The 14,879-nt window shown below is 58.9% G+C and carries 12 protein-coding genes; 6 read left to right on the top strand and 6 right to left on the bottom strand.

Annotated features, from left to right (window positions below):
• A partial coding sequence (locus tag R6W86_RS17640) for a class I SAM-dependent rRNA methyltransferase (protein ID WP_410330651.1) occupies nucleotides 1-696 on the top strand: 696 nt, incomplete at its 5' end.
• Between the two features lie 58 nt (nucleotides 697-754).
• Here R6W86_RS17640 and R6W86_RS17635 read toward each other — a convergent pair.
• Nucleotides 755-1,411, bottom strand: coding sequence for an HAD family hydrolase (locus R6W86_RS17635; protein ID WP_410330650.1), 657 nt, complete (start codon nucleotides 1,409-1,411; stop codon nucleotides 755-757).
• A 171-nt stretch (nucleotides 1,412-1,582) separates the two neighbouring features.
• Between R6W86_RS17635 and R6W86_RS17630 the strand changes: the two genes are divergently transcribed.
• From R6W86_RS17630 to R6W86_RS17620, 3 genes are all read left to right on the top strand, one after another.
• A complete protein-coding gene (locus R6W86_RS17630) occupies nucleotides 1,583-2,113 on the top strand; it encodes an RNA pyrophosphohydrolase (protein WP_410330649.1) in 531 nt (176 codons plus the stop codon).
• 15 nt (nucleotides 2,114-2,128) lie between these two features.
• Nucleotides 2,129-4,435 (top strand): phosphoenolpyruvate--protein phosphotransferase, encoded by a 2,307-nt coding sequence (gene ptsP / locus R6W86_RS17625; protein WP_410330648.1) that lies wholly within the window; start codon nucleotides 2,129-2,131, stop codon nucleotides 4,433-4,435.
• Nucleotides 4,436-4,538: 103 nt separating this feature from the next.
• Complete coding sequence (locus R6W86_RS17620) at nucleotides 4,539-5,780, top strand: patatin-like phospholipase family protein (protein ID WP_410330647.1); 1,242 nt, start codon at nucleotides 4,539-4,541, stop codon at nucleotides 5,778-5,780.
• A 117-nt stretch (nucleotides 5,781-5,897) separates the two neighbouring features.
• On the opposite strand, the gene hslU is transcribed toward R6W86_RS17620, so the two are convergent.
• The 5 genes from hslU to R6W86_RS17595 form a co-directional block, all read right to left on the bottom strand.
• Entirely contained in the window at nucleotides 5,898-7,229 is a 1,332-nt protein-coding gene (hslU, locus tag R6W86_RS17615; protein ID WP_410330646.1) for an ATP-dependent protease ATPase subunit HslU, read from the bottom strand.
• Nucleotides 7,230-7,241: 12 nt separating this feature from the next.
• Complete coding sequence (hslV, locus tag R6W86_RS17610) at nucleotides 7,242-7,772, bottom strand: ATP-dependent protease subunit HslV (RefSeq protein ID WP_410330645.1); 531 nt, start codon at nucleotides 7,770-7,772, stop codon at nucleotides 7,242-7,244.
• Nucleotides 7,773-8,153: 381 nt separating this feature from the next.
• Nucleotides 8,154-8,783, bottom strand: coding sequence for an SPOR domain-containing protein (locus R6W86_RS17605; RefSeq protein WP_410330644.1), 630 nt, complete (start codon nucleotides 8,781-8,783; stop codon nucleotides 8,154-8,156).
• A gap of 9 nt (nucleotides 8,784-8,792) precedes the next feature.
• Nucleotides 8,793-10,478, bottom strand: a complete 1,686-nt coding sequence (gene argS / locus R6W86_RS17600; protein WP_410330643.1) for an arginine--tRNA ligase — start codon at nucleotides 10,476-10,478, stop codon at nucleotides 8,793-8,795.
• 206 nt (nucleotides 10,479-10,684) lie between these two features.
• Complete coding sequence (locus tag R6W86_RS17595; RefSeq protein WP_410330642.1) at nucleotides 10,685-12,865, bottom strand: primosomal protein N'; 2,181 nt, start codon at nucleotides 12,863-12,865, stop codon at nucleotides 10,685-10,687.
• 245 nt (nucleotides 12,866-13,110) lie between these two features.
• Between R6W86_RS17595 and rpmE the strand changes: the two genes are divergently transcribed.
• A complete protein-coding gene (gene rpmE / locus R6W86_RS17590; protein ID WP_410330641.1) occupies nucleotides 13,111-13,332 on the top strand; it encodes a 50S ribosomal protein L31 in 222 nt (73 codons plus the stop codon).
• 231 nt (nucleotides 13,333-13,563) lie between these two features.
• Entirely contained in the window at nucleotides 13,564-14,829 is a 1,266-nt protein-coding gene (locus R6W86_RS17585) for a malic enzyme-like NAD(P)-binding protein (RefSeq protein ID WP_410330640.1), read from the top strand.
• The last annotated feature ends 50 nt before the right edge of the window (nucleotides 14,830-14,879 follow it).

Here is a 14,879-nt window from a genome sequence, read left to right as displayed (position 1 = left end):
CTGGATACCTATGTCGAGCAGGCGCACGGGCCGGAGGCGGATCTTCTGCAGGTCGAGGAGAATGGCGTTCGCTTTGAGGTGCCGCTGGCCGGTGGGCAGAAAACCGGGTGGTTCTATGATCACCGGATGAATCGCCAGCGTTTGCAGGCCTATGCGCCGGGTAAGCGGGTGCTGGATGTGTTCAGTTATGTCGGTGGCTGGGGGCTGCAGGCTGCCTGTGCCGGTGCTACCGAGGTTACCTGTGTCGACGCCTCGGCAACGGCAATTGATGCGGTGCACCACAACGCGAAGATCAACGGGCTGGATAATATCGAGACCATCGAGGGCGATGCCTTTGAAGCACTCAAGGCCCTGGCCGACGAGAAAAAAAAGTATGACATCGTGGTACTGGATCCGCCGGCCCTGATTCCCCGTCGCCGGGACCAGAAAGCCGGCGAACAGGCCTATGCCCGCCTGAATCAGTTGGGGCTTCGGCTGCTTGAGCGGGACGGGTTGCTGGTTTCAGCGTCCTGTTCCATGCATCTGTCCCAGGAAAAGCTGATCGACATCATCCGCAGCAGCGGCCGGAAAATTGACAGGTTCGTGCAGCTGCTGGAGCAGGGGCACCAGGCGCCGGATCATCCGGTGATTCCGGGGATACCGGAGACGGATTATATCAAGTCGTGCTTCGTGCGGTCGTTGACCGGGTTTATGTGAAGGGCCTGAAAACGGGGTCAGAAGAAGGCTTTCTTCAGACCCCTCTTTCACCCTGACTTCACCCCCGCAACGAAATCACCGGCCACCCGGATTCCTTCGCCAGCGCCTCCAGCCTCGGATCCGGGTCCACCGCCACCGGGTTCTCCACCTGCTTCAAAAGCGGTACATCGTTATGAGAGTCACTGTAGAACCAGGCGCCCTCCAGGGTACGGCGGTGGTGTTCCAGCCAGTCGTTCAGCCTGATCACCTTGCCGTCCTGAAAACTGGGTATACCGGCAACCTCCCCGGTATACCGGCCATTGACCAGCTCCGGCTCGGTGGCGATCAGGTGCTCAACGCCCAGCAGCTCCGCAATCGGTTCGGTCACAAACCGGTTGGTGGCGGTGATGATCATCAGCGTGTGGCCCTGCTGGCGATGCTGGTCCAGCAGTTCCCGGGCCCTGTCCTGCATCATCGGGCGAACTTTTTTCTCCAGGAAAGCTTCGCGCCACACCAGTAATTCGTCCATTTCATGCCGGGCCAACGGCTGCAGGGCGAAGCGGAGGTAATGGAAGATGTCCAGCTCGCCGTTCAGGTATTCCTGGTAAAAACGGTCATTGGCCTTGCGGTATTCCTCAGCATCGACCAGGCCTTCTTCCACCAGAAATTCGCCCCAGGCATGGTCGCTGTCACCAGCAAGCAAGGTGTTGTCCAGATCAAAAAGTGCGAGCGTCAAAGGGTGTCCTCCGCTGTTACAAGGGCTTTCAGGAAGGCTCACAGTCTACCATGACCTGTAGGCATCGGCTCCGTTTGCCGAACCCTTGGGATTCTGTAAGAATGAGAGCAACTTGGACAATTCTCGCCGGTCAGAAATTGACCGGCGGCCGACTTTTGCGAGGACTGTGCCGTGATCGATTCAGACGGTTTCAGACCCAATGTCGGAATCATTCTGGCCAACCACAGGGGCGAAGTTCTCTGGGCAAGGCGAATAGGTCAGGACTCCTGGCAGTTTCCCCAAGGTGGTATTCAGCACAACGAGTCACCGGAGGATGCACTGTACCGGGAGCTTGGAGAGGAAATCGGTCTCACAGCCAGTGATGTGGAGATCATCAGCTGTACCCGGGGCTGGCTCAGGTACCGTCTACCGAGAAGGATGGTGCGCCATAACTCACACCCTGTATGTGTGGGCCAAAAACAGAAATGGTTCCTGCTGAGGATGTTATCGCCGGATGCGCAAGTGCGTGTGGACGGCACGGATTCACCGGAATTCGACGGGTGGCAGTGGGTTAGCTACTGGTATCCGCTGGGCCAGGTGGTTTCATTCAAACGAGAAGTATACAGACGTGCGCTGCGGGAGCTGGCTCCACGGCTGTTCTACAACATGGAACAGTGGCGGAAAGCCGAGCAGAACCGGCGTTTGAAGGATCACTCAAGATGACGGATTGACCTTGCCATGCTGAGCATACTGCGAAGTCTTGTACAAGAGGTAAACAGCGCCCGCGATTTGCAGGAGGCGCTGGATATCATTGTATCGCGGGTGCAAAAGGCCATGAATACCGAGGTCTGTTCCGTCTATCTGCTCGACCCCGCCACCAACCGCTATATCCTGATGGCCACCGAGGGCCTATACCGCAAGGCGGTGGGGCAGGTTAGCCTGGGTTACTCGGAAGGTCTGGTCGGTCTGGTGGGCTCCCGCGAGGAGCCTATCAACCTGGAAGACGCTCCGTCCCATCCCCGTTACCGCTATTTCCCGGAGACCGGCGAGGAGCGTTTCCGCTCTTTCCTGGGGGTTCCCATCATTCACCATCGTCGGGTACTTGGTGTGCTCGTTGTTCAGCAGCGGGAAAGCTCCCGGTGTTTTGACGAAGGTGAGGAAGCTTTCCTGGTGACGGTCTCCGCCCAGTTGGCCGGGGTTATCGCCCACAGTGAAGCGACTGGTGCAATCAGTGGTCTGTCCCTGACGGGCGAAGAGGCGCGGGATGTGAGCTTCAATGGTGTGCCCGGTGCCCCCGGTGTCGCCATTGGCTCTGGTGTAGTGGTCTATCCGGCGGCGGATCTGGATGTGGTTCCGGAAAAGCCTACGGAAGATATCGACGGCGAGCTGAAGCTGTTCAAGGCGGCAGTCAAGGCGGTAAGGGAAGATATCGAACGCGTGGCGAAGCGGCTGGCCAGCCAGCTCCGCCCGGAAGAACAGGCGTTGTTCGATGTCTATCTTCGCATGCTGGGAGATGAGGCCTTGCCTGGCGAAGTGGCCAACAAGATTGCTGGCGGTATCTGGGCGCAGGGCGCGCTCAAGCAGGTGGTCCAGCAGTATGTCCGTCACTTCGAGATGATGGATGATCACTACCTGCAGGAGCGGGCGGTGGATATTCGCGATCTGGGTCGGCGCCTGCTGTCCCATTTGCAGGAAGGCGAGCAGAAACACCTTGTCTACCCCGAGAGGACGGTGCTGGTCAGCGAAGAGCTGACTCCGGCGATGCTCGGAGAGGTGCCCAAGGGCCAGTTGGTGGGGCTGGTGTCGGTCAAGGGCTCCAGCAACTCCCACGTGGCAATCCTGGCCCGGGCCATGGGCGTGCCCACGGTAATGGGCCTGGTGGATATCCCGGTCAACCAGCTCGATGGTAAGGAATTGATTGTTGACGGCTTCGAGGGCCAGATCTTCGCCTCGCCATCACAGGATCTTCGCGCTTTCTACCAGGCCATCTGTGACGAAGAGGATGAGCTGATCCGGGGGCTTGAGGCGCTTCGTGACAAGCCCTGTGAGACGACCGATGGCCACAGGGTATCCCTGCTGGTGAATACCGGCCTGATGACCGACGTGGTGCGTTCTCTCTCCCACGGTGCTGAGGGTATCGGCCTGTACCGCACTGAAGTGCCGTTCATGATCAAGGATCGCTTCCCCTCCGAGCAGGAGCAGCGAGAGTATTACCGGGAACAGCTGGAAGCGTTTGCCCCCAATCCGGTCACCATGCGCACCCTGGACATCGGTGGTGACAAGGCGCTGACCTATTTTCCGATCAATGAAGAGAACCCCTTCCTGGGCTGGCGTGGCATCCGGGTAACCCTGGACCACCCGGAAATCTTCCTGGTGCAGGTCCGGGCCATGCTGAAGGCCAGTGAGGGGCTGAACAATCTGCAGATCATGCTGCCCATGATCAGCAACATCTCGGAAGTCGAGGAATCCCTGCACCTGATCTACCGGGTCTATCACGAGGTGAGGGAAGAGGGCTATGACATCCATATGCCGAAGGTCGGTGTCATGGTGGAAATTCCGGCGGCGGTCTACCAGATCCGTGAGCTTGCGGACCGGGTGGATTTCCTGTCCGTGGGCTCCAATGACCTTACCCAGTACCTGCTGGCGGTGGACCGCAACAACCCCAGGGTGGCGCAGCTGTATCACTCCTATCACCCGGCGGTGCTCCAGGCTCTGGTCCGGATTGCCCAGGACGCCCATGCGGTCGGCAAGCCGGTAGGTATTTGCGGTGAGTTGGCAGGTGATCCTGGTGGGGCGTTGCTACTGATGGCCATGGGGTATGATTCCCTGTCCATGAACGCGGCGAGCCTGCCCAAGGTGAAGTCGGTCATCCGGAGCATCAGCCGTGAGTGGGCGATACAGCTTCTGGAAGACGTTCTGTTGCTGGATTCTCCCCATGTCATCAAGAGTTGTGTAGATCTGGCGTTGCGGAACGCCGGCTTCGGTCGCTATCTGCGCCCCGGACGAACGTCCTCCATGGCCATCTCTGAACAGGCCGTTTCCTGACATCCAGTTCCACGCCGGGAATATAGGGTGTGTTTTCTAAATTCGACTGTTATGTTGTCGTCAAGGGACACCGACAACGATACGGTGCGGAGACCGACTGATTATGAGTGCCTCGACAGAACTCAAACCGAAACCCAGGATCGGCCTCGCCCTTGGTGGCGGTGGTCCGCTGGGCGGTATCTACGAGATCGGTGCGCTCAGGGCGCTGGATGAGGCCCTGGACGGACTGGATCTTAACAACCTGGACGTCTATGTAGGCGTCAATGCCGGCTCCTTTACCGCTGCCAATCTGGCGAACCAGATGACCACGGCGCAGCTGTGCCGGATTTTCGTGCGGAATGAGGCGGAGGTGCATCCGTTTCATCCGGAAGTCTTCTATCGTCCGGCATTTCGGGAGATCGGCAGCCGCCTGCTGGCGGTGCCGGGCCTGATGTCTACCGCCGTCAGCCGGTTCATCAATAACCCCTACGATCAGAGTTTCCTGGAGGCGTTGACCATCCTGGCTCAGGCGGCGCCGGCCGGCCTGTTCGACAACGAAGGGCTGCACGACTACCTCAAGCGCGCTTTTACCATGCTCGGACGCACTAACGATTTCCGGGAGCTGAAGCGCAGCCTCTATGTGGTGGCCGCCGATGTCGAAAGCACCGAAGCGGTGTGTTTCGGGGCGCCCGGGTTTGACCATGTGCCGATTTCCAAGGCCATCCAGGCCAGTACCTCATCACCCGGGCTCTACGTGCCCGTGGAAATCGATGGCCGTTACTACGTTGACGGCACCTTGCGCAAAGGCCTGCATGCGTCGGTTGCCTTTGAGGATGGCGCCGATGTGGTGTTTGCCGTGAATCCCCAGGTACCCATCGACGCCAGTGCCGCCGTGCGGGCCGGCACTATGAAGCCGGGTGAGCTCACCCGCTCTGGCATGCCCAACCTGCTGTCCCAGATGCTCCGGACCATGGTGTATTCCCGCATGCAATCCGGCATTGCCCAGTACGCTCGAGACTATCCAGACAAGGAAATTCTTCTGTTCGAGCCAACCCGGGACGATGCCAAGCTCTTTTTCTCGAATGTGTTCAGTTTCCAGAGCCGCCGGATGGTGTGCGAGCACGCCTACCAGATGACCCGCCGCGACCTGCTCAAGCGGGCGGATGAACTGGAGCCGAAACTGGCCCGTTACGGTATCAAGCTGCGCCGTGACCGTCTTGAGGACGAGCAGAGGACCATCAGTACCAGCCTGTATGGTGAGATGTTGCCGTTGTATGTGGCGAAGGGCAGGAAGAGGCAGTCGGAGAAGGGAAAAATTGCCGCCGGTCTGGAGAACGTGACGCATCTTTTCTCCAGGGCTCAGTGACTGAATGAAAAAGGGGTCAGATGAAGGTTTTCATCTGACCCCGGGGATTCCCTAGAGCTCGGAGTTGATGTCCAGGCCGGGGTCTGATGAAAGCTTTCATCTGACCCCATCTTCCCGTCAGAGAATATACCGGCTCAGATCCTCATCCTCGGACAACTCCCCAAGCTTCTCGTCCACATACTCTGCGGTCACCTCAAAGCTCTCGGTCACCGCATCACCAGCATCGTAGGACAGGCTTTCCAGCAATCTTTCCAGCACGGTATGCAGACGACGGGCACCGATGTTCTCGGTGGTTTCATTGACCTTCCACGCCACCTCCGCAATACGGGCAATGGCATCGTCGCCAAAGGTCAGCTTCACGCCTTCCGTGGCCATCAGCGCTTCATACTGTTGAACCAGAGAAGCGTCCGGCTCGGTCAGAATCCGTTTGAAGTCGTCCGGCGTCAGCGCCTGGAGCTCAACCCGGATAGGCAGGCGGCCCTGCAGTTCCGGGATCAGGTCCGACGGCTTGGACAGGTGGAATGCGCCGGAAGCGATAAACAGGATATGATCGGTGCGCACTGAACCGTACTTTGTGCTCACCGTGCTACCCTCGATCAGCGGCAACAGGTCCCGTTGCACCCCTTCCCGGGAAACGTCGGAAGACGTGTTTTCCGAGCGCTTGGCCACCTTGTCGATCTCATCGAGAAACACAATGCCATTCTGCTCCACCGCCTGAATGGCCTTTTGTTTAATCTCTTCCTCGTTGACCAGCTTGGCCGCTTCCTCATCCTTGACCTGTTTGAGTGCGTCGGCCACCTTCATATTTCGGGTCTTGCGCTTGTCGGAAGACAGGTTGGAGAACATGCTCTGCAGTTGGTTGGTCATTTCCTCCATGCCCGGAGGTGCCATGATCTCCACGCCGGCACCTGCGCTGCGCAGGTCGATTTCGATTTCCTTGTCATCGAGTTCACCTTCCCGCAGCCTCTTGCGGAACAGCTGACGGGTCGAGGAGTCGTTGCTGGCCCGCTTGCTCTCTTTGTTGAAGTCGCGGGGAGGGGGCAGCAGGGCGTCAAGGATCCGTTCCTCGGCGGCATCCAGGGCACGGCTCTCGTGGCGCTTCATTTCCTTTTCGCGCAACATCTTAACTGCCATGTCCGCCAGATCGCGGACGATGGATTCCACATCCCGTCCAACATAGCCCACTTCGGTGAACTTGGTGGCTTCAACTTTCAGGAACGGTGCATCGGCCAGTTTGGCCAGGCGTCGGGCAATTTCGGTCTTGCCGACACCGGTGGGGCCGATCATCAGGATGTTCTTGGGAGTGATCTCTTCCCGCAGGCTGCTGTCCAGCTGCATCCGGCGCCAGCGGTTACGCAGGGCAATGGCCACGGCGCGTTTGGCTTCTTCCTGACCCACGATGTGTTTGTTGAGTTCGTGGACAATCTCTCGGGGAGTCATTGCAGACATGGTCGCTCCGGATCAATCTTTGGTGGGTAGCACTTCAACGGTGCGATTGTGGTTGGTGTAGATACAGATGTCGGCCGCGATATTCAGGCCTTTTTCCACAATCTCATGGGCGGACAGCTCGGTATTCTCGAGCAGGGCGCGGGCTGATGCCTGGGCAAAGGGGCCGCCGGAGCCAATGGCGATCAGGCCCTGTTCGGGCTCGATGACATCACCATTGCCGGTAATGATCAGCGAGGCGGTCTTGTCCGCTACTGCCAACAGGGCTTCGAGCTTCCTGAGGGCCCGGTCCGTTCGCCAGTCCTTTGCAAGCTCAACCGCAGCCCGGGTCAGGTTGCCCTGGTGTTTTTCCAGTTGTGCTTCGAATCGTTCGAACAAGGTAAAAGCGTCCGCGGTACCTCCGGCAAAGCCGGCAATCACCTGGCCGTTATAGAGACGGCGTACCTTGCGGGCGTTGCCTTTCATCACGGTGTTGCCAAGGGAAACCTGGCCGTCGCCGCCCATGGCGACTTCGTCGTCTCGCCGGACAGAGAGAATGGTAGTCATTGGGGCTCCAATTGCCTGTTTGAAATTGGTATTCCGAAGTAATGGAGGCAGTGGCGGAGAATTCAAGAGTCTGAGTTTCGGTGGAAGGCCGGGTTCGGTATGCAGCCCTCCAAAACACGCTCCTTGCGGCACGTCCATGTGGCGCTTGAGCTCCGCCATCCTTGGCTCCGCACAGTTTTGGATGGCTGCATACCGAACCCGGCCCCAAGCTGATGAGTAGGCCGCGGTGATTTCGAGGAGCAGCAGAATTATGGGCGCCTTTCGGGGATGTGATTCCGAAACCCTGCGGAGCCATGGATGGCGGAGCGGAGCGCACAGGGACGTATTCACAGCGTGTTTCGGAATCACATCCCCGGAAGGTGCTTCCACCAACAGAAGAGGTCAGCCCTCTTTGGGAATCTTCCGAATCAAAGGCTGGATGTTCAGCGAAACCAGTTTGTCGATCGCCGAGTTCATCTGGCTGCGGGAGGTGAACGGCCCGACATTTACCCGGTACCAGATTGAACCATTGTCCAGGTTGATCCGCTGGACGCTGGCACGCAATCCCAGAAAGGCAATCTGGGCCCGTTGGCGTTCGGCGTCTTCACGGCTGCGGAAGGAGCCGGACTGCACCAGGTAATCAAAGTTCTGCTTGGTCGGGGAGGGGTTGTACTCTTCCACCTTGGGTGGCACCACCTCGGATTCCGGCAGCATTTCGTAGAAACGGAAATTCTGCTTCTTTTCTTCCTGGGTGGCCGTCGCCGGTGCCTTCTGTATCGGTTTTTGCTCCTGTACCGGTGCCTTGGGTTGCTGGCTGGTGGTCGGCACGGAGTTGAGATACACAATAAACCCGATAAAGCCGCCCACTGCCGCCAGAGACAGAATCCATTTCAATGACAGGCCTCCTTGCTGGCGGTGTGCCGGTGCGGCAGGCCGGGCACGCTGTTTCGAGCGTGCCGGCTTCGCAGTCGCTTTCCTGGGGGGGGCGGAAGACCGGCTGGGCCGGTCTTTGGGGGCGTAGTCTCGGGCCATTGGGTTGTCTTACATTACTTCCGGTGCGCTGACGCCCAGCAGGTCCAGGCCGTTTTCGAGTACCTGGCGAACCGCGAGGTACAGGCTCAGGCGTGCATCCCGCAGGGCGGTATTTTCAATCAATACCTTGTGCGCGTTGTAATAGGTGTGGAACTGTCCGGCCAACTCGCGCAGGTAGTGGGCCACGTGGTGCGGCTCGCGCTGGGCGGCGGCGTTGGTAACCAGTTCCGGGTATTTCGCCAGCTGGTTGGCAAGGTCCTTTTCCTCATCCAGGGTCAGAATGGACAGGTCGCCCACGCAATCGTGGCGGTCGCGGTGAACGCCTTCGTCTGCGAGTTTGCGCAGCACGCTGCAAATCCGGGCATGGGCATACTGGATGTAATAGACCGGGTTTTCATTGGTCTGGGAGCGGGCCAGATCGATATCGAAGGTCAACTGTGAGTCGACCCGGCGTGCCGCCAGGAAGAACCGGGTGGCATCCCGGCCGACTTCGTCGATCAGGTCGCGTACAGTGACGTAGCTGCCGGCACGCTTGGAAATCTTCACTTCCTGGCCGGAGCGGGTGACCATGACCATCTGGTGCAGCACGTAATCGGGCCATCCCTGGGGGATACCGGCCTTCAGTGCCTGGAGGCCGGCCCTGACCCGGGTGACGGTGGAGTGGTGGTCTGCGCCCTGTTCGTTGATGACGGTGGTGAAACCCCGCTGCCACTTGTCGAGATGGTAGGCGACATCCGGCAGGAAGTAGGTGTAGCCGCCATCCTTCTTGCGCATCACGCGATCCTTGTCATCACCGAACTCGGTGGTGCGCAGCCACATGGCGCCGTCCTGTTCGTAGGTGTAGCCATTCTCCTCCAGGCGTTTGACGATGGCTTCGACCTTGCCGTCCTCGTACAGGGAGGATTCGAGGAAATAGACGTCAAAGTGCACGCCGAAGGCCTTCAGATCCAGGTCCTGCTCCCGGCGCAGGTAGGCCACCGCAAACTCGCGGATGGCATCCAGGTCTTCCGGGTCGCCCTTGCCGGTAACTTCACGGTCGTCGGCAGTCACAGTTTCACCCGCCAGGTAGGACTTCGCTACATCAATAATGTAGTCGCCGCGGTAACCGTCAGCCGGCCAGTTGTCATCGTCAGGTGTCAGGCCCCTGGCACGGGACTGGACAGACAGTGCCAGGTTGTTTATCTGGGCGCCGGCATCGTTGTAGTAGAACTCGCGGGTGACCTTGTAGCCATTCGCTTCCAGCAGCCGGCACAGGCTGTCACCAATGGCTGCACCACGGCCATGTCCTACGTGCAGGGGGCCGGTGGGGTTGGCGGAGACAAACTCCACCTGCACCTTCTCGCCTTTGCCGCTGTCGTTGCGGCCAAACCGGTCCGCCTCGCTCAGGACGGTTTCCACGATCTCGAATGCGCTGGCCGTGCTCATGAAAAAGTTAATGAAGCCGGGCCCGGCAATCTCCACCTTGGCCACCGCCTTGCTCTCCGGCAAACGGTCCACCAGAGCCTCCGCCAGTTGCCGTGGCGGGCAGCCTGCGGCCTTGGAAGCAACCAGGGCAATGTTGCAGGCGTAATCGCCGTGGGCCTTGTCCTTGGTGTTGCCTACTTGCGGGGTAAAAGTCTGGTCCGCGGGCAGGGTGCCTTCAGATTGCAGCGCCGCCAGCGCAGACTGGAGCAGCTCGGAAACGGTCTCTTTCATGCTGTCAGATGACTCGGTTTACTGGAGAATGGGTGTCAGGGCAGGGAGCCCGATGGAAACAGAAGGCGGTTATTATCGCGGAAAGTTTGGATGTAAGCAAAAAGCTCGGCGCTGGGGCCGGGCTTTTTAAGATTTATCCGGGATGATATCCATTCCTGTCACGAAAACTTGGAAAATTCCGAGTGATGCAGCCGTAGGTGAAGTTGTTACCCAATGTCCATCGGATCCACATCTACCATCCATTTTACCATTGGCGGAAGCTTCTGCTGGTCCAGGTGCTGGCAAATGCGGGCAAGAACGGCATTGAGCCGGCCCCTCTGACTGCTGAGCAGAATCAGTTGGGCGCGGTGACGGTCGGCGCGGCGGGCGATCAGGGCGGGCAGGGGGCCCCAGGTTTCGATGCCGGGGCTGGAGGCAGAGGGTTTGATAGCGTCCAGGAGTTCCAGACTGCTCTGCATTGCGTCGGCTTCGGCGCGGAAGATGGCCATGTGCCGGAACGGTGGGAACTGGCCCTGCTCCCGTTCCGCCATCAGCTGGTCGGCAATGCTCAGGTAGTCCTCGGTGCATAGTGATTGGAGCAGCGGGTGATCGCTGTGGCAGGTCTGGATCAGCACCTTGCCTGCTTTGTCACCGCGGCCGGCCCGGCCGCTGACCTGGAGCAGGGTCTGTATGAGCTGCTCGGGTGCGCGGAAATCGACACTGAACAACCCGCCGTCGGCATTCACGACCACCACAAGCGTCACATTCGGGAAGTCGTGGCCCTTGGCGAGCATCTGGGTTCCGACCAGTACGCAGGGGGCGCCGCTGTTTACCTTGTCGAGGATGGCCTGGATGCTGCCTTTTCTTTGGGTGCTGTCCCGGTCGACCCGAACCACCGGCACTGCCGGGAAAGCTTCGGCAAGTGTGTCTTCGGTCCGCTCGGTGCCCTGACCAACCGGCTTGAATGCCTCGCTCTGGCACTTCGGGCAATGGCTGGTGGCGGCCGCCTGGTAGTCGCAGTGGTGGCAGCGCATGGCGCGGTCCCGGCGATGGTAGGTCAGCCGTGTGTCGCAGCGGGGGCATTCGACCATGTGGCCACAGTCAAAACACATCATGACCGGGGCATAGCCGCGGCGGTTCACGAACACCAGGGCCTGCTCTCCCTTGTCGAGGGTCTCCCGAATAGCGTTTAGCGCAGGACGGGAGAGGCCTCCTTCCAGCGGACGACTGCGGATATCGAGCAGGCTGAGGGTGGGCGGTACCGCCTTTTTCGCTCGTTCCTCCAGTCGTGCAAGTCGGTACTTGCCCTGGCGGGCATTGTGGTAGGACTCCAGGGATGGAGTGGCAGAGCCCAGTATGATCGGGCACTGGTTCAGGTGGGCCCGGTAAACCGCCAGGTCCCGGCCTGAATAACGGAAGCCCTCGCCCTGCTTGTAGGAACTGTCGTGCTCTTCGTCGACGATGATGGTTTCCAGGCCGGTGAATGGCAGCAGCACGGCGGACCGGGTGCCGATCAGGATGACCGGTTGGCCGCGGCGGACCTTGAGCCAGGTATTCAATCGTTCGCTGTCATTCAGCGCCGAATGCCAGACCACGATGCGGTCCCCGAAGTAATGCCGGAAACGGGCAACGGTTTGCGGGGTCAAGTTGATTTCCGGTACCAGTACCAAAGCCTGGCCATTGTCGGTCAGGCGCTCCTTGAGATAGTGGAGGTAGATTTCGGTTTTGCCGCTTCCGGTGATCCCGTACAACAAGGTGGCATCAAAGCCTGTCGGGTCTGAGGGAAGCTGGCTTGCCGCACGCTGTTGGGCGGGTGTCAGAGTGGGGCGAAGGTCCGGAGATTCAGCTGAGGCTGCCAGGTTATCGTTTTGCTGCGCTTTCTCAATCAGCTGCTTCCCCGCCAGGCCGTTAACCTGGGCACGGGTAAACCCGGCCTTGATAATGGCGCCGGTACTGGCGGGAGTCGGTTGCTGGCTCAGCCATCGCAACAGGGCTTTCTGACGGTGGGCATTGGCCGGTAATTCACTGCCCGAGCTTTTTGCCGTCCAGCTATCTTCCTCTTTTTCCCGGGCCGGTCGGCCCCTGCGGAGGGCGGGCGGTAGTGCGGTGAACAGGCATTCACCGAGCGGATGCTGGTAATAGGTGCTGGCCCAACTCAGAAGTTCAAAGGTTTCCGTTGGAAGTGCCTGCCAGTCCTCAAGAACGTGGCTGATAGTTTTGAGGGTGATGCCCTCGGGCGGCTCTACATCCGTTTCCACCACCAGGCCGGTCAACTGTTGCCGGCCGAACGGAATCTGCGTCCTTTGCCCCCGGGTAACCTGCATGCCTTCAGGGATCAGGTAATCAAACAGTCTACGTAATGGGCGGTTGAGGGCGATTCGTGCGGTTCGGGGCACTCGGGACTCCATTTTTGGTGATGTCGTGGTTTTCACTTAGGGATCGAACCCGGCAGCCTGGTGGTATTGTGGCCGCGAGGCAGGGAATGAAGCGCCCGTAAGGCTTGCCTGTCACCGGGATTGCAAGTATTATCCCCGGTCTGTTTTCGGCAGGGCATGATTGTGCCTCGCCTTTCACTTTGATTCAAACATGCGGTGCCAGGCGCCAGGGATTGATTCCCCGTGACCGGGTAGCGGCATGACCAAAGAGGTTCGCCATGAAAGAAGGTATTCACCCGAAGTACGAAGACATTACCGCCACCTGCTCCTGCGGTAACGTCATCAAGACCCGTTCCACCGTTGGCCACGATCTGCAGCTGGATGTTTGTTCCCAGTGCCACCCGTTCTATACCGGCAAGCAGAAGGTGATGGACACCGGTGGTCGTATTGAGCGTTTCAACAAGCGTTTCGGTGGCCGTATCGGTGGCAACAAGTCCTGATATCGACTGTTGCACGCAAAAAAGCGCCTCCGGGCGCTTTTTTTATGGCCACTTGCCGTCGTGTAGCATTTGACGATATACGTAACTAGCCCTATTGACTGATTACAAAATGCGCTGGTGCCACTTGTCGTTTCGCGACGGGCGGGCCATAATGGCGCGCTCCGCTGGGTAGGGAGGCTCCCTGGCTCCAGCGGTTCATTACCTTTAAACGTGACAAACGGAACAGTGGCAATGTCTCAAGATCTGAAAGAAGCAGCCCTTGAATATCACGCCAAGCCGCGGCCTGGTAAGCTGAGTGTTGAAATCACCAAGCCGACCCAGACCTCCCGCGACCTTTCCCTGGCGTATAGCCCCGGGGTTGCCGAACCGGTCCGCGAGATCGCAAAGGACCCGGAGAACGCATACAAGTACACCGCCAAGGGTAACCTGGTGGCTGTCATCTCTGATGGTTCCGCGATTCTTGGTCTGGGTAACCTGGGTCCGCTGGCGAGCAAGCCGGTAATGGAAGGCAAGGGCGTACTGTTCAAACGCTTTGCCGGGATTGATGTCTTTGATATCGAGGTCAATTCCGAAAGCCCGCAGGCGTTTATTGAAACGGTTGAGCGTATCGCGGATACCTTTGGTGGTATCAACCTTGAAGATATCAAGGCACCTGAGTGCTTCGAGATTGAGCGAGCGTTGATCGAAAAGTGTAACGTGCCCGTCTTCCACGATGATCAGCACGGTACGGCAATCGTGACTGCAGCCGGCATGATCAATGCCCTTGAGCTGCAGGGCAAAAAAATTGAAGAAGCGACAGTGGTGTGCCTGGGTGCCGGTGCGGCCGCTATCGCCTGTATGAAGCTGCTGATCAGCTGCGGTATTCGCTCTGAGAACATCTTCATGCTCGACCGTAAGGGTGTGATCCACTCTGGTCGTGACGATCTCAACCAGTACAAGGCGATGTTCGCCAACGATACCGACAAGCGCACACTGGACGATGCCATTGATGGTGCGGATGTTTTTGTTGGTCTCTCCGGTCCGGATCTTCTGTCAGCCGAGCAATTGAAGAAAATGGCTCCGAACCCCATCGTTTTCGCCTGTTCCAATCCTGATCCGGAAATCAGCCCGGAGCTGGCCAGTTCGGTTCGTGATGACCTCATCATGGCTACCGGCCGTTCCGACTATCCGAACCAGGTAAACAACGTGCTGGGCTTCCCGTTCATTTTCCGTGGAGCGCTGGATGTTCGTGCCACCGCGATCAATGAGGAGATGAAGGTTGCCGCCGTCAACGCGATTCGTGAACTGGCCAAGGAGCCGGTGCCGCAGGAAATCTGTGCAGCCTATGGCGTAGACAAATTAGAGTTTGGCAAGGAATACATCATTCCGAAGCCGATGGATGTGCGTCTGCTGGAGGTGGTTCCGGCTGCGGTTGCCCGTGCAGCAGTGGATTCCGGTGTTGCCCGCAACCCTTACCCGGCTCACTATCCGCTCAAGTCCATGGACGACATCATCTGATTGTCCTCGGGATTTAAAAAAAACCGGCGGTGATCCCGCCGGTTTTTTTG

The sequence above is a fragment of the Marinobacter sp. genome (assembly GCF_046484525.1).
Classification (GTDB): Bacteria; Pseudomonadota; Gammaproteobacteria; order Pseudomonadales; family Oleiphilaceae; genus Marinobacter.
This window is presented reverse-complemented; position numbering and strand designations above follow the sequence as displayed.